Genomic DNA, 21,523 nt, shown 5'->3' on the forward strand with positions numbered 1-21,523 from the left:
CCCGCCCCCTCTCGCGTACGCATGACAGCCCTACAGGCGTACGGCCCTACAGCCGTACAGCCCTGCCGCTACTTCCCGCAGAACTCCGCGTCCAGGACCGAACGCCCGTCCCCCTCGGGCCCGTTGAAGTTCACCGCGAGCGCGTGCTTGCCGTCGGCCGTCGCCCCGGCCAGGGAGTGCGAGCCGTGGATGTCGCCGCCGTGCGCCCAGACGACCGTGCCGCAGGACGTCTTGACCCGTTCGAGGCCGAGGCCGTAGCGACGACGGCCGTCGTCGCCCGCAGGGACGGTCGTCTTCATCTCGGCGAGCTGCTTCTTCGGCAGGAGTTCGCCGCGCAGCAGCGCCGAGTAGAAGCGGTTGAGGTCCGCCGAGTCGGAGATCATCGAGCCCGCGGAGTTCGCGATGGACGGGTTGAACTCCGTGAGGTCGTACAGCTTGGCGTCCGGCGCGTCGGACAGTTTCAGGTACGCGCGCGAACTGGGCTGCGGCATCGAGGCGTCCGTGCCGGGCAGGGACGTGTGCTCCAGGCCGAGCGGTTCGATGACGCGGGCGCGGATCTCGTCCGCGTACGAATGGCCCGTCACCTTCTTGATGATCATGCCGGCCAGGATGTAGTTGGTGTTGGAGTAGTTCCAGCCCTTGCCGGGCTTGAAGTCCGGCTTGTGGCGCATGGCGATGGCGACCTCCTCTTCGGGGGTCCAGGTGTCGTAGCGGTGCTCCAGGAGCTTCTCGGTGAAGTACTTCTCCTGCATGCCCGGATCGGCCAGCACGTCGAAGACGCCGCTCGTGTGGTTGAGCAGCTGCCGCACCGTGATCCGGTCGCCGTCGTGGCCGTGCCCCTCGACCACGCCCGGCAGCCACCGCCCCACCGTGTCGTCCAGGTCGATCTCCCCCTCGGCCGCCAGCTGGAGCAGCACCGTGGCGGTGAACGTCTTGGTGACGCTGGCGACGCGGTAGTGGTCGTGGCTGCCGCGCGGGGTGTTCTTCTCCAGGTCGCCGATGCCCGCGGCGGAGTTCCACGGGCCGTGCCGGTCCACCGCCTGGACGGTCACGCCGGGGGCGTCCTTGTTCAGGGCGGCCTCCATCGCCTTCTGCGTCGCCCGGTGCCGGTCCCCGTGCCCGGACCCAGAGGCGAACGCGGGCGCCGCGAACGCGCCCGCCGTCACCGCCACGGCCATCGCCGCCGCCACTGCCGCCATCCCCGTACGTGTCGACATCCGCTGCCCCTTCGTCATCGAACGTTGTCGACTCGGGGGACTCGCGGGCCGGAGGCGGAGGTTGAACAACTCCCCCGGGTTGAGCGGGTTTCAGCCCTTTCTGAAGAATCAGACCTTCCGGGGAATCAGCCCTTCTTGAGGATCAACTCCGTGTTCCGGTCCCCCGCCTCCCCGCCCAGCGCGGGCTTCGCGCCCGGTGCGTTGAAGGACAGCTCGCGGTAGAGCGCCGCGAGGCCGGTCTGCGAGAGGTCGGCGTAATCCGTGCGGTGCGGGGCCGAGGACTCGATGAGGGTGGTGAAGACGGAGATCGTGCCGTCGTGGTTGTCGGCGAGCTCCACCACCCGCGCCAGCTGCGGGAAGTCGATGTGCGATGCCGTCGACACCTCCCAGAAGGAGCCGCGCGGCGTCTGGTGGGCGGTGATGTCGTTCTTGTGGCTGTGGCCGTTGATCCAGGCCAGGACGGAGCGGTGGCGGCCCAACAGGGCGACGATCTCGTCGCCGCCGTGCCGGGCCTCGCGCGGACGGCTCGGGTCATGGCGCAGGTTCCGCATGGTCTTGCTGGTGTGGTGACTGAAGACGACGACGTACGAACCGCCCCCGGCCGCCCGCTCGTTCTTCTTCAGCTCCCGCTCCAGCCACTCCAGCTGGGCGGTGCCGAGCGAGCCTTCGTAGTGGCCGCCGGGGTCGGTCGTGTCGAGGCTGATGCCGAGTACGTCGTCGCTGATGCGGAAGGTGTAGTACTGCGTGCCCGCGTCGAGGTTCTCCTGCGTGTAGCCGTGGCCGACCGGGCCGTGCCCTTGGTACGCCGGGTCCAGGTGCGCCTCGACGTACTCGGCGGGCGTGAACGGCGCGCGGCTCTCGTCCGGGGTGACCGACCGCATCCGGCGGGTCTCGCTCTTCAACAGCTCCTTGAAGTGCGCGCCCTTGGGGTCGCGGCCCTTCTTGACGGCCTTCCACAGGGCGGCGCCGCGCGACTCGTCCAGGGACATCAGCTTCCGGCCGCCGACGGCGAATTCGGTGAAGTGCGAGTCTCCGGGCCCCCAGCAGCCGCCGGGCAGCGCGTCGTGGTTGCCGACGGTCGAGTACCAGGGAAGCCCGAGGCCGGGGCTGTTGACCTCGCGGAGGGCGGCCTCCAGGAAGCCCTCGACGCGCGGGAACCCGAGGCCCTTGTCGGCGTCGCGCAGTGCGGAGTCCGGGTGCCAGTAGAGCTTGAGGCCGCTGTCCTGCACGCCCTCGTAACGGCGCGGGTCACCGGTGTTGGGGGTGATGCGGCCGCCGCTCATCGTCTTGAGGAACCAGTCGAGCTCGGAGCGGGAGTTGTTGTCCGTGTTGTCGCCGGTCGTCACCACGCACTGCAGGGGCGAGGTGGTGACGGGCCCGCCGGGCAGCGCGTTCACCCGCTCGACCAGCGCGACCGCGCCGGCCACCGACAGGGCCTCCTGCGGGCGCCAGGCGCTCGCGGTCTGGGCACGCAGATACTCGTACCGCAGCGGATGCTGGACGTCGACCAGGTGCAGGTCGGTGAACTGGACGAACGCGGCGAGCGCGGTGCGCCGCCCCTCGCGGCCGCTCTTGGCGGCGGCGAGGTCGCCGCGGACCACCCGCTCCCAGGCGGGTCCGTCGCCCAGCCGCCGGTAGCCGGAGCTGCCGCGCGGTGCGGCGACGGAGGCCAGCGTGGTGCCGCCCTTGTAGGGCAGCAGGGGTGCGGCGGGGGCGTTGCGGGTGAGCGCGACGGGGGCGGGGCGGCTCGCGGCGGCGTGGCTGGTGCCGGGCCGCATGGCGTAGCCGACGCCCGCGGAGAGGGTGACCGCCCCGGTGGCCGCGAGGAAGGCCCGGCGGTCCACGGCCGACGCGAGGGAGGCGGCGGCATGGGTGGCGGTCTGGGCGGCGGTGGCGACAGAGCGTATGCGCGACATGGCGCGGTCTCCCCGAGTGCGATCGCGTCAGCAGTGGTCGCGGGGAGCCGCGCGCCACGCCCTGTGCGCCGCGCGCCGTGCGAACTTCCCGCTCGTACTGGATCGTTGGCATCGGGGATGACCTGCACGTTAACGAGACCGCAACGGGCAGCGCCGATCACCGTACGTGGATCACCGGGCACCCTGCGCGGCCACACAGCCCTCTCCGGGCGGAGAGGAATCGGTCACTCCGTGTTCACCTTCCGGGGAAGGGGAGGGGCAGCCGCGGCTCAGGCGGTGCGGTGGCCGTCACTCGGCCGCTCCCGCCAGAAGCCGATGCCGATGTCGACGAGCCCCACCCGGTCGAGTTCGGGGACGGTGTCCAGCGGGTGCCAGGCGGCGAGGTCGGTCGAGCCGTCCGTCTCGTGGCGCAGCTCGCCGCCGGTGATCCGCGCCTCGTAGACGATGCGCAGCCCGTGGAAGTCGGCGACCGCGCCGAGCTTGCGCGGGTAGCGGCGGCGCAGCGAGTCGACGCCGAGCAGCGCGACGGGCTCGACGGCGTACCCCGTCTCCTCGTCGGCCTCGCGGATCACCGTGTCGTACGGGTCCTCTCCGTGGTCCATGCCGCCGCCGGGCAGGGTCCAGCGCTTGCTGCCGTCGCGCGCCACCCAGCGCGCGAGCAGCACCTGCCCGTCCCGTACACATACGGCGTAGGCCGCCACCCGGAGCTCTTTGTGCACATGCTGACGCTAGACCTCATCGGGTCTTTGTACGGTCCTTCTATCAGTCCTCCTTCGGGTTGGCCTGTGAGTATTCCGGCAGCGACCACGCGTAGGGGCTCGCGCCGAGGGTCTGAGCCGTACGCGTGACGGTGAAGCGGACGGTGCGGGAGCCGTCGCCCGCGTGCTCGGTCCGGGCCGTGCCGGAGAGCTGGAGGGTGGTGCCGGTGGCCCAGTCGAGGAACAGCAGCCCGGCGCGGTCGTCGGCGGTGAGATTGCCGAGGCTCAGGAACATGGCGTTGCCGGGATAGTCCCGCCACACCACCTCGTACGGCGAAGGGGCCTCGACGAAGCCGGGGTTGCCGCCCCGGTGGCTGGCGTCGGCGCCGCCCTCGTGGACGGTGGCGAGGAAGAAGGTGTCGGCGGCACCGATGAAGTCCCGCTGTTCGCCGGTGAGCCGCACGCCCTGCCGGGGCTTGGCCGGGCGGCCCGGCGCCCTGCCCTCCAACAGGTCCCGCTTCTGGAGGTACTTGGGGCAGTTGCTGAAGACCTGGTCGGCCTCGATCGCCAGGCCGCGCGGGGTGGGCCGGGCCCGTCCGTTGAGGCGCATGCGGCGGCGGGTGCGGGGGTCGAGGGCGATGGTGCCCACGGGGACGCCCTCTCGCATGAGGGCTTCGGCGAGCGGGTCGGCCTTGCGCAGGCCGCCCGCGACCGAGATCTGACGCTCCCCCGTGGCCCGCACGAATCCGGGGGCGCCGGTGAGCAGCGAGGCCCACACGGCGCCCTCGGTGTCCGCACCGCCGAGCACCAGCATCGGCTGCAGCTCCAGGAAGGCCGCGGCGACGGGGCGGATGCCCTGACCGATGGACCGGCCCACGTGGTCGGCCAGTTCACGTACGCCGACGAGGTCTTGGACGGCGCGGGAGCCGTGGTGATAGGGCCCTGCGTCGGTGATGTGCGAGGCCATGGCGCTGGATGTCCTTTCCGGCCAGAAGAACGGATGCCCTTTCCGGCTAGAAGAAGCCACAGGTGGGGGCCGACTCCACGGGGGCCGTGGCGGTCTCGGCGCCGGTCGGGGCGTAGATCTCCAGGCGGGTGCCGTCCGGGTCGTGGAAGAAGATGCCGCCGGAAGCGGCGCCTTCGCCGTGCGGCACGACGCCTTCGTACGCGAACTCGACACCGTACGCCCGCAGGGCGCTCTCGTATGTGCGCACCTGCTCGACGGTGTCCACCTCGATGGCGAGGTGGTGCAGGCCCGCGTTCCCCGCCGCGTACGCCGCGTCGGCCTGCTGCCAGAGGGCGAGAACGACGCTGCTGCCCTCGCCGAGGAAGGCGAACCTGCGGCCCTCCTCCTTGCCCTCGCCGATCACGCCGTACCCGATGACGTCGCGGTAGAAGGCGAGGGAGCGGTCCAGGTCGGTGACGTTCAGGCCGACGTGGCCGGTGCGCGGGGCGCTGGGCGTACGGGTGGCGCTGGTGGTGCTGGTCATGACTCTCCCCTTGTCATCAATGGCCCGCCGATGGGCGAACTCGAACTAACCATTGACTTCGATGTTAGAGGTTAGAATCGAGAGGCGCAACCGGTCACGTACCCTTTGCTGGTTAGCCTTGAAGGGAGCCCCCATGTCCGCCCCACCCTCCGACCCCCGTCCGCTCATCGGTGAGCCGCTCTCCCTCGACCTGCTCAACACCCGGTGGATCGCGGACGGCGTGCACCGGGACCTGCTGACCGACGTCGAGGGCCTCGCCGTCTGGCTCACCTCGAACGGCCTCGCCGGTCAGTTCCGCGCGGACGGGCAGACCCTGGAGCATGTGCTGCAGGCGCGGGACGCGCTCGCTTCCGTGGTGGACTCGCCGGGGGACGCGGCGGGGGCCGCGCGGGTCAACGAGGTGCTCGGGCACGGGCTCATCCGGGCCACGCTCGGCCCCGAAGGACCTGGCGAGGAGCCGGAGTTCACGGACGCCGGCTGGGGGGCGGCGTGGATGGCGGCGCGGGACTATCTGACCCTCCTCGCCACGGCGCCGGACCGGATCCGGCCTTGTGCGCACGAGGCGTGCGTCCTGCACTTCTTCGACACGTCACGCAACGGCACGCGCCGCTGGTGCTCGATGGCGGCGTGCGGCAACAGGGCGAAGGCGTCCCGCCATTACGCGCGGTCGCGCGAGAACTGAGCCCCACCGCGGCCGATTAGCCCGTAATGCCGCCATTGACGTATGGCGGGATTACGCCACGCCCCGTATCCGGCTCGGACAACTCTCCCCAAACAGCAGTCACTTACGTAAAGCTGAGCGGTCATCTGGTACCGAATTCCGGACCCTTTCGACCTTTACGTACAGGGATGCTGATGCACAGATCCAGTGCTAGACGCACGGCCCGCCTCGCGATAGCCGTCGGCCTCACCGCCGCACTCTCCGCCGCAGGGCCCATACCCATGGCCCTCGCGGCCGATGGTGACCCGGGGGACCAGTCCCCCAAGTCCGCGGGCAGCAAGCTCGGTTCGGCCGACGCCGAACTCCTCGCGGAGGCCAGGACCGAGGGCGAGAAGACCGTCACGATGATGGTCGCCACCGCCCCCGGCGCCACCGAGCAGGTCGCGGGCCAGCTCGACGCCGTGACCGGCGGATCCGTCGGGCGCAAGGACGACAAGCTCGGCTACGTCCGCGCCTCCGTCCCCACCGCGAAGGCCGACGCCGCCATCAAGGCCGCGAGCAAGCTCTCCTCCGTGCACGGCATCGACCTGCGGCACGAGATCGAGCTCGACGACCCGACGCCGGCCGCCGACCGCGCCAAGGGCGCGCAGAAGGCGGCCGAAGGGACGTACGCCGGGCCCGGCAAGAGCACCCCCGCCAAGAACCCGTACAACCCCTCCTTCGAGACCGGCGCCGTCGACTTCGTGAAGAAGAACCCGAAGGCGGACGGCCGCGGCATCACCATCGGCATCCTCGACTCCGGCGTCGACCTGGGCCACCCCGCGCTCCAGAAGACCACCACGGGCGAGCGGAAGATCACCGACTGGGTCACGGCGACCGACCCGATCGTCGACGCCGACGGCACCTGGCGCCGGATGACCAACCCCGTCACCGGCCCCACCTTCACCTGGGACAGCGAGACCTGGAAGTCCCCCGCGGGCTCCTTCCAGGTCAACCGCTTCCGCGAGTCGGCCACCACCGGCGGCGACGCCAAGGGCGACATCAACCGCGACGGCGACACCACCGACAGCTGGGGCGTGCTCTACGACCCGGCGGCCGGGACGGTCCGCGTCGACCTGAACGACAACAACGACTTCACCGACGACGAGACGATGAAGCCGTACAAGGACGACCACCAGGTCGCCTACTTCGGCAAGGACGACCCGGCGACCGACGTCGCCGAGCGCGTCCCCTTCGTCGTCGAGATCCGCAAGGACGTGCCCACCGACCCGTACGGCGGCGACTGGGTCGGCAAGAAGGCCGACTTCGTCAACATCGGCGTCATCGAGTCCGAGCACGGCACGCACGTCGCGGGCATCACCGCGGCCAACGGCCTGTTCGGCGGCAAGATGAACGGCGCGGCGCCCGGCGCCAAGCTGGTCTCGTCGCGCGCCTGCACCTGGTCCGGCGGCTGCACCAACGTCGCGCTCACCGAGGGCATGATCGACCTCGTCACCAAGCGCGGCGTCGACATCGTGAACATGTCGATCGGCGGCCTCCCGGCCCTGAACGACGGCAACAACGCCCGCGCCGAGCTCTACAAGCGCCTCATCGACGAGTACGGCGTGCAGCTGGTGATCTCCGCGGGCAACTCCGGCCCCGGCGCCAACACCATCGGCGACCCGAGCCTGGCCGACAAGGTCATCTCCGTCGGCGCGTCCATCTCCAAGGAGACCTGGGCCGCCAACTACGGCTCCGCCGTGGAGAAGCCGTACGCGATGATGAACTTCTCCTCGCGCGGCCCCCGCGAGGACGGCGGCTTCCAGCCGCTCATCTCCGCGCCGGGCTCGGCCATCAACACCACGCAGACCTGGCTGCCGGGCTCCGCGGTCGCCGAGGCGGGCTACCAACTCCCCGCCGGTTACCAGATGTTGCAGGGTACGTCGATGGCGTCCCCGCAGGCGGCGGGCGCGTCGGCGCTGCTCCTCTCCGCCGCCAAGCAGAAGAAGATCGACCTCACCCCCGCCAAGCTGCGCACCGCGCTCACCTCGACCGCGCACCACATCCGCGGCGAGCAGGCGTACGCGCAGGGCACGGGCCTGATCGACGTCGTCGACGCCTGGGACTCCATCAAGTCCGGTGCCAACGCGCACACCTACTCGGTCAAGGCCCCGGTCGACACCGCCCTGGAGCAGGAGCTGAAGAAGCCCGGCACCGGCATCTACGACCGTGAGGGCGGCCTGAAGACGGGCCAGAAGCGCACGTACGACGTCACGATCACCCGCACCTCGGGCCCGGACCGCGCCGTACGCCACGAGCTGGACATCGAGAACAACCACGGCGGCACGTTCCGCCTCCTCGGCGACGACGAGGTCTCCCTGCCGCTGAACAAGCCGGTCACGGTCAAGGTCCAGGCGAACGCCAAGTCGGCCGGTCTGCACAGCGCGATCCTCACCGTGGACGACGAGCGCACCGAGGGCGTCGACCAGCAGATCATGTCGACCGTCGTCGTCTCGGCGTCGCTCGCCAAGCCGTCGTACACCTTCGCGGCGAACGGCTCGGTGCAGCGCAACGGCACCAAGTCGTACTTCGTGACGGTGCCCAAGGGCGCCAAGTCCCTCGAGGTGGCCCTCGGCGGCCTGAAGGACAAGAGCCAGACGCGCTTCATCTCCGTCCACCCGTACGGCGTCCCGGCCGAGAGCACCTCGTCGCTGGTCTGCTACGCCAACTACGACAACCCCGCCAACACCTGCCGCCCCGACCTGCGTTCGTACGCGGACCCGCAGCCGGGCGTCTGGGAGATCGAGGTCGAGTCGCGCCGTACGTCGCCGCTGCTCGACAACCCGTACAAGCTGGACGTCGCCGCACTGGGCGTCACCTTCGACCCCGCCGTGCAGACGCTCCCGGAGGCGAAGGTCGGCACGCCGGCGCCGGTCTCCTGGAAGGTCACCAACGGCTTCGCCGCCGTCGACGGAAAGCTGAAGGGCGGCCCGCTCGGCTCGGCGAAGGCGGCGCGTCCGTCGATCAAGCAGGGCGAGACGCAGACCACCACCGTGGTCGTGCCCGAGGGCGCGGAGCGGCTCGACGTGGCGATCGGCGCGACGTCGGACAGCGCGGCCGACCTCGACCTGTCGGTCTCCAAGGACGGCCAGGTCGTCGGCTCGTCGGCGGACGGCGACTCGGAGGAGTCCGTCAGCCTGCCGAAGCCGGCCGCCGGCCAATACGAGATCGAGGTCGTCGGCTACTCCATCCCGGCCGGGACCACCGAGTACCAATACCGGGACGTGTTCTTCTCGGCGGCGCTCGGCACGGTGAAGGTCGACGGGTCGGCCCCCGTGAAGCTGGCCAACGGCGCGTCGGCCGAGGTGAAGGCCGAGGTCGTGGCGGACGCCCCGACCGCCGAGGGCCGCGAGCTGTTCGGCGAGGTGTCCCTCCTGAACGGGCGCGGCACGATGTCCGGGACGGGCAGCGTGAAGATCACGAAGGTCGTTCCGTAGCCGTCGGTTAGTGGGCGATACGCCAAAAGTCCCGCCGAATGCCCCTTTTGGGGGCATTATGGCGGGACTTTTTACGCTCCCCGAGCGGGCCCGAGCGGGGCGGGCTAATCGCAGCGGACCTCGCGCGATCCCGGGAGCGCCTTCACGATCAGCGTGCGGAGGCTGTCGCGCTCCTTGCCCTTCGCCCAGTTGTCCGGTTCCGACTCGCCCGTGGGGATCGTGATCAGGACGCGGTCGCCCACCTTCAGGCGCGGGTCGACGTCGTGGTCCATCGGGAACGTGACCTTCCGCGGGCCCGACTCCGGCTTGAGGTAGCGCGCGGCGTCCAGCGTGATCCGGTCCCGCGCGGCGCCGGGCACCTTCTCCACCCGCGTGACCGTGCCCTCCACGATCAGCCGCGAGCACGCCACGAAGCCCTCCGGCGATGTCGAGCCGGCGGAGTCCTCCTGCCTGTCGTCGGGCGCCGCCTTGTCGGCGCCCGACGACGCCGCGTCCCGGTCCGCCGCCCCGCCCCCGGCCTGCACCGCCGCCCAGACCACGAGGCCCGCCACCGCCAGACCGCCCGCCGTGGCCAGCGCCCCGAAGGCCAGGCGCAGGGGGCGGCGGGTGCGCCGGGGCGGGGGCGGCACCGCCGCGGGGCGCGGCGCCGGACGTTCCGCGAGCGCGTCGCCCAGAGCGCCCAGACGGTCCCGCAGCAGCGCGACGTCCGCCACGGCCGCCGCGTGCTCGGCGCCGAACTCGGGGTCGTCGCGCAGCTCGGCGGGGACGGCGTCGCCCGTGACCGCCAGCATCAGCGCGGAGAAGTCCGCGCCGTGCGCGCCGCCGCCGTGCGTGCCGTCGTCGTGCTGCTCGTTCTTTTCGGACACGTCACACCACCTCGCCCTCGTGCAGCCGCGTCCGCAGCACCCGTACCGCCGAGTGCAGCCTGCTCTTGACCGTGCCCTCCGGGATGCCCAGCTCGTCCGCGATGGCCCGGACCGGCAGGTCCGCGTAGAACCGCAGGACCACGACCTGCCGCTGGGCGTCCGGCAGCTCGCCGAGGCCCTGTGCCACGGCCAGGGACAGCGCCCGCGACTCGGCGGCGTCGTCGTCGCCCGCCTCCCGCCACAGCACCGCGAGCCGCTCCCCCAGCCGCTCCTGCCTGCGGCGCGCCCGGTGCCAGTCCATCGCGAGGTTCGAGGCGACGACCGCCGCCCACGCGGACACGTCACGCGGTGCCTCGCGGCCGTCGGCGGCGCGCTCCAGGAGCTTCAGCCTGACCTGCTGGACGCCGTCGGGCAGGTCGGAGTGCGGCACCCCGCCCAGGGCGAGCACCGCCCGCACCCGGTCCTCCTGCGCCGCGTCGAGCGGATCCGTCCTCTCGTGCCTCTCGGCGGCCCGTCGCGTTTTTCTCCGCAGCAAGGCACCCCTCCCATCCCCACGTTTCCCCTAGGACGCCGGGGCCGCCCGAAACGTTCGCCGGGCGGCGGCGGAGGTTTCCCGGCGATGTGACATCCCGTACTTCGGACAATGGATTGGACAAGGCGACGGTGGACAGACGCATCATGGAACGCACCCCGAGCGCCAGGTCAGCGGGCCGCGCGCATGCACATACGGAGGAAGTCCCTGTGAAGGTCGGAATCGTCGGAGCCACCGGTCAGGTCGGCACGGTCATGCGCAAGATCCTCGTCGAGCGGAAGTTCCCGGTCGACGAGCTGCGCCTGTTCGCCTCGGCCCGCTCGGCCGGATCGGTCATCGACGGCGTGACGGTGGAGGACGCCTCCACGGCCGACTACGCGGGCCTGGACATCGTGCTCTTCTCCGCCGGTGGCGCCACCTCCAAGGCCCTGGCCGAGAAGGTCGCCGCGCAGGGTCCCGTCGTGATCGACAACTCCTCGGCCTGGCGCATGGACCCCGAGGTCCCCCTCGTCGTCTCCGAGGTCAACCCGCACGCGATCGCGAACCGCCCCAAGGGCATCATCGCCAACCCGAACTGCACGACGATGGCCGCGATGCCCGTCCTGAAGCCGCTGCACCAGGAGGCGGGCCTCCAGGCGCTGGTCGTCGCCACCTACCAGGCCGTGTCCGGTTCCGGCCTCGCCGGTGTCGACGAGCTGTTCGAGCAGGTCAAGCAGGTCGGCGACGAGGCCCCGAAGCTCACGCACGACGGCTCGGCCACCGAGTTCCCCGCGCCGAACAAGTACGTCGCGCCGATCGCGTACAACGTGCTCCCGATGGCCGGCTCCATCGTCGACGACGGTCTGAACGAGACCGACGAGGAGCAGAAGCTGCGCAACGAGTCGCGCAAGATCCTGGAGATCCCGGCCCTGAAGGTCTCGGGCACGTGTGTCCGCGTTCCCGTCTTCACCGGCCACTCGCTGCAGGTCAACGCCCGTTTCGAGCGTCCGCTGAGCCCCGAGCGCGCCACCGAGATCCTGGCTTCGGCGGAGGGCGTCGTGGTCACGGATGTGCCGACGCCGCTCGTCGCCGCGGGCAAGGACGACTCGTTTGTCGGTCGCATCCGTAACGACGAGACGGTGCAGAACGGCCTGGCGTTCTTCATCTCCGACGACAACCTCCGCAAGGGCGCCGCGCTCAACGCCGTGCAGATCGCGGAGCTGGTGGCGGCCGAGCTCAAGGGCTGATCACTTCCGGTACGCCGGGCACTTTCCGGTACGCCGGTCAAGGGGCGGTCACCGTTCGTCGGTGGCCGCCCCTTCGCGTCACCCCGGTGGTGGCCGCCCCTTCGCGTCACCCGGTGGTGGTCGTCCGTCGCGTGCCCGCCACCACCAGCAGGGCGAGCAGCGCCAGGCCGCCGCCGAGCCAGAGCACATCCGTCGCCCCGAGGCCGTCCGCGACCAGGCCGCCGGTCAGGGCGCCCAGGGCGATCGCCGCGTTGAACACCGCGGCGAAGAGCGCCGACGCCGCCTCGCGGTGGTCCGGTGCCGCGGCGAGCACCCAGTGCTGCGTGGAGACCGAGACCCCGCCGTACGCCAGGCCCCAGGCGATCAGGAGCGCCACCGAAGCGAGCAGCGAGCCGCCCGCCGGGCCCATCAGCGGCATCACGGCGGCGAGTCCCGCGGCGATGACGAGCAGCGCGCGGCGCGGATCGCGGGCCGCGAGAGCGCCGCCCGTGAAGTTGCCGGCGATGCCCGCGACGCCGTACGCGAGGAGCAGCCCGCTGATCAGTCCCGCGCCGAGGCCGGGCACGCGCTCCAGGACCGGGCGTACGTAGGTGTAGGCGGCGAAGTGGCCGGTCACCAGGAGCAGCACCACCAGGAGCCCGGCCCGCAGCGGCGCCGCCCGCAGCAGCCCCGGGAACGTGCCGAGCCGTATCGCCTCCGACGAGGGCAGCTTCGGCAGGGCGGCGGCTAGCAGGGCCGTGACGGCGAGCGCGAACGCGGCCATCGCGGCGAACGCCCAGCGCCAGCCCGCCAGTTCACCCAGGAACGTACCGGCGGGAACGCCGAGCACCGAGGCCACCGCGATCCCGCTGAAGATCACGGTCGTGGCGCGCCCCGCCGCCTGCGCGCGCACGAGGCGTACGCCGAGTCCCGCGGCGATGGCCCACACCCCGCCGATGCAGACGCCCACCAGGACCCGCGCGGCGAGCAGCACCCCGAAGGCCGGGGCGAGCGCGGAGAGCAGGTTGGCGGCGGCGAGCAGTCCCGTCAGCGCGCACAGCACCGTCCGCCGGTCGGCCCGCCGCACGGCCACGGGCAGCAGCAGCGCGGCGAGCGCCGCGACGACTCCGGGCAGCGTGACGGTGAGACCCGCGGTGCCGTCGGAGACGTCGAGCCCGGCGGAGAGGGAGGTGAGGAGCCCGACGGGGAGCATCTCCGTGGTGACGACGGAGAAGGTGGTGGCGGCGAGGGCGAGGACGGAGAGGGGCAGCGAGGGCTGGGGCGAGGCCGGGCGTGCGGGGGCTTCCTGGGTGGCTTTCATGAGGCCAAGCCTTCGTGAGCGGCCCGCGGGGAACAACGCCGAAGATCTCATCCTTGGATGAGTGGGGCTCATCGATGGCGGGCCCGTCGACGGCGGGGCTCGGCGAGGAGAGGCGGGACTGGTTCCTGATGGGCGGGCTTGAGATTCGGGAGCTGGAGTGCTTCATGGCGCTCGCCGACGAGCTGCACTTCGGCCGGGCGGGCGAGCGGCTCTATGTCTCGCAGAGCAGGGTCAGCCAGCTCCTGAGCGCCCTGGAGCGGCGGATCGGGGCGCGGCTCGTGGAGCGGTCGAGCCGGCGGGTGCGGCTGACGCCGGTCGGGGAGCGTTTCCTTGCCGAACTGCGTCCGGCGTACGAGGCGTTGAGCGCCACGGTGGAGTCGGCGCGGGAGGCGGCGCGCGGGGTGTCGGGGCGGCTGCGGATCGGGTTCCAGGGGACGGCGGACGCGCGGCTGATGGGCGCGATCGCCGAGTTCCAGGCGCTGCATCCGGCGTGTGTGACGGAGATCGTGGAGGTGCCGTTCGCCGATCCCTTCGGGGCGGTGCGGCGCGGTGAGGTGGACACGGCGATCGTGCTGCTTCCGGTGGCGGAACCGGATCTGGTCCTCGGCCCGGTCTTCTCGCGGCAGCCGCAGAACGTGGCGGTGTCGGTGGGCCACCCGTTCGCGGGGCGTGCCTCGTTGAGCGCCGCCGAGCTGACACGGACCCCGCTGATCTCGGCGGCGGCTCCGGCACCCGCGTACTGGCGCGAGGCCCACGCCCCTTCCCCCGTGCCCGCGCCGGAGGTCCGGACCCTCCAGGAGGGCCTGACCCTGGTCGCGGCGGGGCGCGGCGCGATGCTGCTGTGCAGCCCGACGGCGGAGTACCACGGCCGCCGCGACGTCACGTTCGTGCCCGTGGAGGGGCTGCCGGACTCGGTGCTGGGGATGGTGTGGCACCGGGACGGGGAGACGGAGCGGGTGCGGGAGTTCGCGCGGGCGGTCAGGGGCGACGTACCTCGAAGTGCAGGCACCCGTACTCGACGGCCCTGACGTGTACGAGGGCGACCTCGGGGTCGCCGAAGGCCTCGGCGAGCGCGGCGTCGAAGCCGGCGGTGGCGTCCTCCGGGATCTCGAAGAGGCGGCCGCCGACGATGTGGCCCTCGGCGTTGTAGCGGCGCAGGGTGCGCAGGGCTCCGGGCCGGGCGAAGGGGTATCCGTCCCCCTCGGGCCCCGCGCACTCCTCGGCGTGGATGAAGACGGGCCCCTGCTCGTCGTAGGCACCCGGGGCGGCACCGGTCGCTGCGGCCCAGCGCCGGAGCGGCGCGTACGAGACGAGGGCGACGCGATCGCCGGGGGCGGTGGGGCGCAGACAGCAGCGGAGGGGGTCGCCGCCTTCCCCGTCCGTGTAAGGCACGCAGGGCCGCCCCGCGTCGTCGGTCACGCGGAGTTGTTCGAGGGCGACGGGGTCGATGGGGCGGGGGGTGTAAGTGGTGGTGGCGTTCACGGCTGTGGTGGTGGCGGTGGTGGCGTTCATGGGTCGAGGGTCGCGCGTGCGGGCGGGTGGAGGCTGGCGGAATCCGGACGTGCACTTTCGTCGCGTACGGGTGCCTGCACCCCGCCCCCCTACCAAGCCCCCCGCATCCGCCGGTATCCCTCCCCCAGCTCCGCCAGCTCCTCCTGTGTCAGGACGTCCTCCACACGGTCGAAGCCCTCGGGGGCCCGCTCCGCGACCGTGCGCAGGACCGTGTCCGCCGGCATCGCGCGGTTCGCCAGGACCACCGCGTTCGCGGAGGCCCAGCGTTCCGCCTCGTACGCCCGCAGGCCCGCCGTCCGGTCGGCGGTGAGCGCCACGCAGCGGGCCAGTACCCGTGCGTCCAGGATCGCCTCCGAGCCGCCGCTCGAACCGACGGGGTACATCGGGTGCGCCGCGTCGCCGAGCAGCGTCACCGGGCCGTGGCCCCACCAGGGCAGCGGATCCCGGTCCACCATCGGGTACTCCAGGATCCGCGCCGTCGAGGCGAGCAGCGCGGGCACGTCGAGGTCGCCGATGCGCCAGCCCGCGAAGTGCGGCAGGACGTCGGAGAGGCGGCCCGAGCGGTTCCAGTCGACGGGGCCCGCGACCCCGTGGTGGTGGACCGGAAACCGCACCTCCGCCACCCAGTTGAGCAGCGCGCGCCCCCGCTCCTCCGCCTCCCGCGAGATCGGGTAGACGACCAGCTTCGCGCTCGCGTTGCTGCCCGCGACCGCCATCGTGCGCCCGCCGAGCACCGGATCCCACTCGGTGACGCCCCGCCACATCCGGATGCCGTTCCACAGCGGCGGCCCCTCACCGGGGTGCAGCCGCGCCCGCACCGCCGAGTAGAGCCCGTCGGCCCCGACGAGGGCCCGCACCGGCACCGCGTACTCCCGGCCGCGTGCCACGTCCCGCAGAGTCACGAGCAGCGACCGCGCGGTGCCGTCCGTCTCGGCGTACCGCACGAACGCCGTACCCGTGCGCACCGCCTGCTCCCCGAGCCGGTCCCGGACCGCGTCGAGCAGCAGCATCTGCAGCGCCCCGCGGTGCAGCGAGTACTGCGGCCAGTGGTGGCCGCGCGCGATGCCCCGCGGCTCGCCCCAGATGTGGTTGCCGTGCCGGTCGAAGTGGATCATCTCGGCGGTCGGTACGGCCGTCGCGGCCAGCTCGGCGCCGAGGCCCAGCTCCGTCAACTCCCTTACCGCGTGCGGGAGGAGGTTGATGCCGACGCCGACGGGCCGCAGCGCGTCCACCGCGTCCACGACCCGCACCCCGATGCCCGCGGCGTGCAGACCGAGCGCGGCGGTGAGCCCGCCGATCCCCGCTCCCGCGACGAGTACGTCGATCATGGCGTGGGCACCACCCGCCGCACCGGCAACACCCCGGTCCGGCCCCCGCCGCGTAATCGTGCCCGTCTGCCACGTGCCCGTGCCCGTCCCATGAGCGCTCCCCCCGGGGCGTTCGTCGCCGCGCGGATGCTAGCGGCGGCGCGGCCCGCCGACAATGGCGCCCGTCGGCCGCCGGACAATGCCCGGGCGCACTGCCGCGGGCACGTGGAAGGATGGCCGGAAACGCCACAAGTCGTGCCTGACCAACATGACGAACCCGATGTACCCGACCTACCTGACGTACCTGAGGAGATGACCGCGTGCCCGGCACCAATCTGACCCGCGAAGAGGCACAGCAGCGGGCGAAGCTGCTCACCGTTGACTCGTACGAGATCGACCTCGACCTCTCCGGAGCGCAAGAGGGCGGCACCTACCGGTCCGTGACCACGGTGCGCTTCGACTCCGCGGAGGCGGGCGCCGAGACCTTCATCGATCTGGTCGCCCCGGCCGTCCACGAGGTGGTCCTGAACGGCCACCCGCTGGAAGTGGGTGCCGTGTTCCGTGACTCGCGGATCGCGCTGCGGCACCTGGAGGCGGGGCCGAACGAGCTGAAGGTCGTCGCCGACTGCGAGTACACCAACACGGGTGAGGGTCTGCACCGGTTCGTCGACCCGGTGGACCAACAGGCCTATCTCTACACGCAGTTCGAGGTGCCGGACGCGCGCCGCGTGTTCGCCTCCTTCGAGCAGCCCGACCTCAAGGCGACGTTCCAGTTCACCGTGAAGGCGCCGACGGGCTGGACGGTGATCTCCAACTCGCCGACTCCCGAGCCGAGCGGTGACGTCTGGGTCTTCGAGCCGACGCCGCGCATGTCGACGTACATCACGGCGTTGATCGTCGGTCCCTATCACTCGGTCCACAGTTCGTACGAGGGTCCCGGCGGCCAGTCGGTTCCCCTCGGCATCTACTGCCGGCCGTCCCTGGCCGAGTTCCTCGACTCGGACGCGATCTTCGAGGTGACGCGGCAGGGCTTCGACTGGTTCCAGGAGAAGTTCGACTACGCGTACCCCTTCGCGAAGTACGACCAGCTCTTCGTGCCGGAGTTCAACGCGGGCGCGATGGAGAACGCGGGCGCGGTGACCATCCGCGACCAGTACGTGTTCCGTTCGAAGGTGACGGACGCGGCGTACGAGACGCGCGCGGAGACGATCCTGCACGAGCTGGCCCACATGTGGTTCGGCGACCTCGTGACCATGGAGTGGTGGAACGACCTGTGGCTGAACGAGTCGTTCGCCACGTACACGTCGATCGCCTGCCAGGCGTACGCTCCCGACTCGCGCTGGCCGCACTCGTGGACGACGTTCGCCAACTCCATGAAGACATGGGCGTACCGCCAGGACCAGCTGCCGTCGACGCATCCGATCATGGCGGACATCCGTGACCTGGACGATGTCCTGGTCAACTTCGACGGCATCACGTACGCCAAGGGCGCGTCGGTGCTCAAGCAGCTGGTCGCGTACGTCGGGATGGACGAGTTCTTCCGGGGCGTGCAGGCGTACTTCAAGGCGCACGCGTTCGGGAACACGCGGCTTTCCGACCTTCTAGGCGCCCTTGAGGAGACGAGCGGCCGCGACCTGAAGACCTGGTCGAAGAAGTGGCTGGAAACGGCCGGTATCAACGTGCTGCGGCCGGTGGTGGACGTGGACACGTCCGGCAGGATCACCTCGTTCGCGGTCAAGCAGGAGGCCCCGGCGCTCCCGGCCGGCGCGAAGGGCGAGCCGACTCTCCGCCCGCACCGGATCGCGATCGGCCTGTACGACATGGACGACGAGTCCGGCAAGCTGCTGCGCACGGACCGCGTGGAGCTGGACGTGGACGGCGAACTGACGGCGGTGGAGGAGCTGGTGGGCCGGGTGCGCCCGGCGGTGATCCTCCTGAACGACGACGACCTGTCGTACGCGAAGGTCCGCCTGGACGCGGAGTCTCTGGCCTTCGTCACGGACCACATCGGCGACTTCGAGGCGTCGCTGCCGCGTGCCCTTTCGTGGGCGTCGGCGTGGGACATGACGCGGGACGCGGAACTCCCCACGCGGGAGTATCTGTCGCTGGTCCTGTCCGGCATCGCGAAGGAGTCGGACATCGGGGTCGTCCAGTCCCTGCACCGTCAGGTGAAGCTGGCGCTCGACCTGTACGCGGCGCCGGCCGGCCGGGAGGAGGCGCTGGCCCGCTGGACCGAGGCGACGCTCTCGCATCTCCGCTCGGCGGAGCCGGGCAGCGACCACCAGCTGGCGTGGGCGCGGGCGTTCGCGGCGACGGCACGCACGGAGGAGCAGCTGTCGCTGCTTGAGGAACTCCTCTCCGCCAAGCAGTCGATCGAGGGCCTGGCCGTGGACACGGAACTGCGCTGGGCGTTCGTGCACCGGCTCGCGGCGACGGGTCGGCTCGACGAGGCGGGGATCGCGGCGGAGCTGGAGCGCGACAAGACGGCGGCGGGCGAGCGGCACGCGGCGTCGGCGCGGGCGGCGCGACCGACGGCGGAAGCGAAGGCGGAGGCCTGGGCCTCGGTCGTCGAGTCCGACAAGCTCCCGAACGCGATCCAGGAGGCGGTGATCGGCGGCTTCGTCCAGACGGACCAGCGCGAACTGCTCGCCCCCTACACGGAGAAGTTCTTCGCGGCGGTCAAGGGCGCGTGGGACTCCCGCTCCCACGAGATGGCCCAGCAGATCGCGGTGGGCCTCTACCCCTCGCTCCAGGTCTCCCGGTCGACCCTGGACGCGACGGACACGTGGCTCGCCTCGGCTGAGCCCTCGGCAGCACTGCGCCGCCTGATCACGGAGTCCCGAGCAGGCGTGGAACGAGCACTGCGGGCCCAGTCCGCCGACGCATAGCCCTCTGACCGGGCGGGGCAACCCTTCACTGGGCCCCGCCCGGGTGGGTGCTGTCTTCGTCTGCGGGCCGTATCCGCTCCAGCCGCGCTCCGCGCGGATCTCTCCCTCCCAGCCGCCCGTTTACCCCGCGACTTCCCGGCGCGGGACCTCGCGGAGTGCTGAGAGGACCCTGGAGATCGCCGCGCCCGCGCCCGCGCCGCGGCGGACCGCGGCGATGACGTGGCGGCGCGGCCGGTCCGCGGAGAGTTCTCGCATCGTCACGCCGTCGCGGCTCGCCGCCGCCATGCGGGGGACCAGCGCGACCCCCATGCCCGCCTCCACCATCGCCAGGATCGCCGTCCAGCCGGAGGCGGAATGCGCCTGCTCCGGCGAGAAGCCGGCCCCCTCGCACGCCGCCCGCGTGATCTCCGACCAGGGGCCGCTGCCGCCGAAGATCCACGGTTCGCCTGCCAGGTCCGACAGGCGCAGGCCCTCCGCCGTCGCCAGCGGGTGGTCCCCCGGCAGCGCCACGTCCAGCGGGTCGGCGAGCAGGGACTCACGCGTGAAGCGGCTGTCCGCGTCCGGCGAGGCCGGCGCCTGCACCGCCAGGGAGAGGGCGACGTCCACCTCCCCCGCCGCAAGAAGCTCGTACGCCTCCGCCGCCTCCGCCTCCCGGACCCGCACCGTGATGCCCGGCGCCGCCGCCCGCAGCTCCCGCACCGCGGGCACGACCAGCGCGGGCACGGCCGTCGAGAACGCCCCGACCCGCACCTCCCCCGCCTCCCCGTGCGCATACGCCGCCAACTCCGCGTCCGCACGCTCCAGTTGGGCGAAGACCGCCTCCGCGTGACGGAGCACGAGATGCGCCGCGTCCGTGAGGCGGACACGCCGGCCGTGTGCCTCCAGGAGCGGCACCCCCAGCTGCTTCGCGAGGTTCGACAGCTGCTGCGACACCGCCGACGGCGTCATCCGCAGCGCCTGCGCCGTCGCGGTCACCGTGCCCCGCTCGCTCAACGTACGCAGGATCTGCAGCTTCTTGATGTCCCACTCGCTCATGGGGTCAACGTACCGACCGGTCCCGGCGGATCAGCGCGCCGCACTGCCCAGCACCTTGCGCGGGGTGATCCGGATGACGACCCGGACGACCTCCGGGGGCAGGTCGATGTACTCCTGCCCCGCCCCCGCCCCCTCGTACGACTCGGCGAGCGCGGCCGCCACCTTCCGGTCCGCGTCCACGCCCACCGTCGCCGTGCCCCGCACCTCCACGTACCGCAGCGGGTCCGCCCTGTCGTACACGGTCAGGCTCACCCGCGGCTCACGCTCCGCGTTCAGCACCTTGCGCCGCCCCTCCTGGGAGGAGACGACGAGGTCGTCGCCGTCCCACCCCACCCACACCACGGACGTCTGCGGACTGCCGTCGGGGCTGACCGTGCCGAGGACAGCCGGGTTCGGGGCGTCGAGTATCTTCCGGGCCGACTCGCTCATGGTGATCGTCATGCGCGCGAGCGTATCTCCGCCGAGCCCAGCACGACCCCGCCCAGGATCAGCCCCATGCACAGGACCTGCAGCCACCCCATCGCCTCGCCGAGCAGCGCGAAGGAGAGCAGGGCCACGCACACCGGCTGGAGGTAGTAGACGACCCCGGCACGCGCCGCGCCGATGATCGAGATCGCCTTGTTCCAGGCGAAGAAGGCGACCGCCGACGAGACGACACCGACGTACATGAGAGGAGAGACCGTTCCGACCGTCGGCTCGAAACCACCCTGGACCAGATAGCTCCACACGAACACCGGCAGCAGCATCAGCGCACCCAGCACGAACGCCGCGAAGAGGAACGGCAGTCCGCCGATCTCGGCGGGCTTCCGCTTGAGCAGCGCACTGTACGAACCGAAGGCGATCGCCCCCGCGATCACCCATAGGTCACCGACCGCGAAGTCCATGGCGAGGGAGCCGCCCGACACCAGGATCAGCACTCCCGCACAGGCGATCAGCATGCCCGTCACGCGGCGCGCCCCGAGCCGGGTGCCGCCGACCCGCTCGTACACCGCCATCAGGACCGGCGAAGCCGCCATGATCATGCCCATGTTGCCCGCGGTGGTCGTCATGCCCGCCTGGTTCACCAGGGTGTTGTAGAGGGTGATGCCCAGGAACGACGCCAGGAGCAGGAAGCGGAAGTGCTTTTGGAGCAGGGCCCGTTGCCGCCAGGTCTGCCGCGCCGCGAACGGCGCCACCGCCGCGATGGCGATGATCCAGCGCCAGAACGCGTGCTGGATCGGCGGCACGCTGTCGTGCAGGGCGCGGGACGTGACGAAGCTGCCCGACCAGACGACCGTGGCGAGCGCCGCGAGGGCGAGTCCGACGCCGATGGGGCGCGCGGCCCGCGCCGCGCCCTTCGGCTCGCTCGTCGTCGTGGCCGACTCGGTGTGCAGGGGGGTCCGGTCCAGGACAGTCACTG

General features: G+C 71.8%; 18 protein-coding genes. 5 read left to right on the forward strand and 13 right to left on the reverse strand.

What is annotated here, in order from left to right:
- Window positions 1–68: 68 nt before the first annotated feature.
- The 5 genes from ACIBKX_RS05085 to ACIBKX_RS05105 form a co-directional block, all read right to left on the reverse strand.
- A complete protein-coding gene (locus tag ACIBKX_RS05085; RefSeq protein WP_363273285.1) occupies window positions 69–1,217 on the reverse strand; it encodes a serine hydrolase domain-containing protein in 1,149 nt (382 codons plus the stop codon).
- 125 nt (window positions 1,218–1,342) lie between these two features.
- A complete protein-coding gene (locus ACIBKX_RS05090) occupies window positions 1,343–3,133 on the reverse strand; it encodes a TIGR03767 family metallophosphoesterase (RefSeq protein ID WP_363273284.1) in 1,791 nt (596 codons plus the stop codon).
- A gap of 269 nt (window positions 3,134–3,402) precedes the next feature.
- The gene (locus ACIBKX_RS05095) at window positions 3,403–3,852 is read right to left on the reverse strand and encodes an NUDIX hydrolase (protein WP_363273283.1); all 450 of its coding nucleotides are present in this window, start codon (window positions 3,850–3,852) and stop codon (window positions 3,403–3,405) included.
- 43 nt (window positions 3,853–3,895) lie between these two features.
- Window positions 3,896–4,798, reverse strand: coding sequence for a pyridoxamine 5'-phosphate oxidase family protein (locus tag ACIBKX_RS05100; RefSeq protein ID WP_363273282.1), 903 nt, complete (start codon window positions 4,796–4,798; stop codon window positions 3,896–3,898).
- A gap of 46 nt (window positions 4,799–4,844) precedes the next feature.
- Entirely contained in the window at window positions 4,845–5,321 is a 477-nt protein-coding gene (locus ACIBKX_RS05105; RefSeq protein ID WP_363273281.1) for a VOC family protein, read from the reverse strand.
- A 133-nt stretch (window positions 5,322–5,454) separates the two neighbouring features.
- Here ACIBKX_RS05105 and ACIBKX_RS05110 point away from each other — a divergent pair, with 133 nt between their 5' ends.
- Together ACIBKX_RS05110 and ACIBKX_RS05115 are read left to right on the forward strand one after the other, a co-directional pair.
- A complete protein-coding gene (locus ACIBKX_RS05110) occupies window positions 5,455–6,003 on the forward strand; it encodes a CGNR zinc finger domain-containing protein (protein ID WP_363273279.1) in 549 nt (182 codons plus the stop codon).
- A 173-nt stretch (window positions 6,004–6,176) separates the two neighbouring features.
- A complete protein-coding gene (locus ACIBKX_RS05115; RefSeq protein WP_363273278.1) occupies window positions 6,177–9,458 on the forward strand; it encodes a S8 family serine peptidase in 3,282 nt (1,093 codons plus the stop codon).
- A gap of 104 nt (window positions 9,459–9,562) precedes the next feature.
- On the opposite strand, the gene ACIBKX_RS05120 is transcribed toward ACIBKX_RS05115, so the two are convergent.
- Both ACIBKX_RS05120 and ACIBKX_RS05125 read right to left on the reverse strand, forming a co-directional pair.
- Window positions 9,563–10,324: a hypothetical protein gene (locus tag ACIBKX_RS05120; protein WP_363273277.1), complete on the reverse strand. Its 762-nt coding sequence runs from the start codon at window positions 10,322–10,324 to the stop codon at window positions 9,563–9,565.
- 1 nt (window position 10,325) lies between these two features.
- Window positions 10,326–10,859 carry a sigma-70 family RNA polymerase sigma factor gene (locus ACIBKX_RS05125; RefSeq protein WP_363273276.1) on the reverse strand — a complete coding sequence of 178 codons (534 nt, stop codon included), beginning with the start codon at window positions 10,857–10,859 and terminating at the stop codon, window positions 10,326–10,328.
- Window positions 10,860–11,065: 206 nt separating this feature from the next.
- Here ACIBKX_RS05125 and ACIBKX_RS05130 point away from each other — a divergent pair, with 206 nt between their 5' ends.
- Window positions 11,066–12,082, forward strand: coding sequence for an aspartate-semialdehyde dehydrogenase (locus tag ACIBKX_RS05130; RefSeq protein ID WP_363273274.1), 1,017 nt, complete (start codon window positions 11,066–11,068; stop codon window positions 12,080–12,082).
- A 106-nt stretch (window positions 12,083–12,188) separates the two neighbouring features.
- Here ACIBKX_RS05130 and ACIBKX_RS05135 read toward each other — a convergent pair whose 3' ends face one another.
- Window positions 12,189–13,382: an MFS transporter gene (locus tag ACIBKX_RS05135; protein WP_363273272.1), complete on the reverse strand. Its 1,194-nt coding sequence runs from the start codon at window positions 13,380–13,382 to the stop codon at window positions 12,189–12,191.
- Window positions 13,383–13,510: 128 nt separating this feature from the next.
- Here ACIBKX_RS05135 and ACIBKX_RS05140 point away from each other — a divergent pair, with 128 nt between their 5' ends.
- The gene (locus ACIBKX_RS05140; RefSeq protein WP_363273442.1) at window positions 13,511–14,410 is read left to right on the forward strand and encodes a LysR family transcriptional regulator; all 900 of its coding nucleotides are present in this window, start codon (window positions 13,511–13,513) and stop codon (window positions 14,408–14,410) included.
- On the opposite strand, the gene ACIBKX_RS05145 is transcribed toward ACIBKX_RS05140, so the two are convergent.
- Complete coding sequence (locus ACIBKX_RS05145) at window positions 14,361–14,894, reverse strand: DUF1203 domain-containing protein (protein WP_363273270.1); 534 nt, start codon at window positions 14,892–14,894, stop codon at window positions 14,361–14,363. The genes ACIBKX_RS05140 and ACIBKX_RS05145 overlap by 50 nt on opposite strands.
- Window positions 14,895–14,983: 89 nt before the next feature.
- Entirely contained in the window at window positions 14,984–16,222 is a 1,239-nt protein-coding gene (locus tag ACIBKX_RS05150) for a flavin-dependent oxidoreductase (RefSeq protein WP_363273269.1), read from the reverse strand.
- Window positions 16,223–16,521: 299 nt separating this feature from the next.
- On the opposite strand from ACIBKX_RS05150, the gene pepN reads away from it, so the two are divergent.
- Window positions 16,522–19,089 carry an aminopeptidase N gene (gene pepN / locus ACIBKX_RS05155; protein WP_363273267.1) on the forward strand — a complete coding sequence of 856 codons (2,568 nt, stop codon included), beginning with the start codon at window positions 16,522–16,524 and terminating at the stop codon, window positions 19,087–19,089.
- Window positions 19,090–19,209: 120 nt separating this feature from the next.
- On the opposite strand, the gene ACIBKX_RS05160 is transcribed toward pepN, so the two are convergent.
- From ACIBKX_RS05160 to ACIBKX_RS05170, 3 genes are read right to left on the reverse strand one after another with little or no spacing between them, the layout of a single operon-like run.
- On the reverse strand, window positions 19,210–20,124 hold the full coding sequence (locus tag ACIBKX_RS05160) for a LysR family transcriptional regulator (protein WP_363273266.1): 915 nt from the start codon (window positions 20,122–20,124) through the stop codon (window positions 19,210–19,212).
- Between the two features lie 30 nt (window positions 20,125–20,154).
- Window positions 20,155–20,565: a PPOX class F420-dependent oxidoreductase gene (locus ACIBKX_RS05165; RefSeq protein ID WP_363273265.1), complete on the reverse strand. Its 411-nt coding sequence runs from the start codon at window positions 20,563–20,565 to the stop codon at window positions 20,155–20,157.
- Entirely contained in the window at window positions 20,562–21,521 is a 960-nt protein-coding gene (locus ACIBKX_RS05170) for a DMT family transporter (RefSeq protein ID WP_399375642.1), read from the reverse strand. Before ACIBKX_RS05170 ends, ACIBKX_RS05165 begins: the two co-directional genes overlap by 4 nt.
- Window positions 21,522–21,523 lie beyond the last annotated feature (2 nt).

It is taken from the genome of Streptomyces sp. NPDC050658 (genome assembly GCF_044457025.1).
In the GTDB taxonomy this organism is placed as follows: domain Bacteria; phylum Actinomycetota; class Actinomycetes; order Streptomycetales; family Streptomycetaceae; genus Streptomyces.

Excerpts from the sequence above, each read along its gene's own strand:
- ACIBKX_RS05100 (WP_363273282.1), bottom strand. The coding sequence starts at position 4,798 with ATGGCCTCGCACATCACCGACGCAGGGCCCTATCACCACGGCTCCCGC.
- ACIBKX_RS05160 (WP_363273266.1), bottom strand. The coding sequence starts at position 20,124 with ATGAGCGAGTGGGACATCAAGAAGCTGCAGATCCTGCGTACGTTGAGC.
- ACIBKX_RS05145 (WP_363273270.1), bottom strand. The coding sequence starts at position 14,894 with ATGAACGCCACCACCGCCACCACCACAGCCGTGAACGCCACCACCACT.
- ACIBKX_RS05110 (WP_363273279.1), top strand. The coding sequence starts at position 5,455 with ATGTCCGCCCCACCCTCCGACCCCCGTCCGCTCATCGGTGAGCCGCTC.
- ACIBKX_RS05115 (WP_363273278.1), top strand. The coding sequence starts at position 6,177 with ATGCACAGATCCAGTGCTAGACGCACGGCCCGCCTCGCGATAGCCGTC.
- ACIBKX_RS05165 (WP_363273265.1), bottom strand. The coding sequence starts at position 20,565 with ATGACGATCACCATGAGCGAGTCGGCCCGGAAGATACTCGACGCCCCG.
- ACIBKX_RS05085 (WP_363273285.1), bottom strand. The coding sequence starts at position 1,217 with ATGTCGACACGTACGGGGATGGCGGCAGTGGCGGCGGCGATGGCCGTG.
- ACIBKX_RS05135 (WP_363273272.1), bottom strand. The coding sequence starts at position 13,382 with ATGAAAGCCACCCAGGAAGCCCCCGCACGCCCGGCCTCGCCCCAGCCC.
- ACIBKX_RS05090 (WP_363273284.1), bottom strand. The coding sequence starts at position 3,133 with ATGTCGCGCATACGCTCTGTCGCCACCGCCGCCCAGACCGCCACCCAT.
- ACIBKX_RS05150 (WP_363273269.1), bottom strand. The coding sequence starts at position 16,222 with ATGATCGACGTACTCGTCGCGGGAGCGGGGATCGGCGGGCTCACCGCC.
- ACIBKX_RS05140 (WP_363273442.1), top strand. The coding sequence starts at position 13,511 with ATGGGCGGGCTTGAGATTCGGGAGCTGGAGTGCTTCATGGCGCTCGCC.
- ACIBKX_RS05105 (WP_363273281.1), bottom strand. The coding sequence starts at position 5,321 with ATGACCAGCACCACCAGCGCCACCCGTACGCCCAGCGCCCCGCGCACC.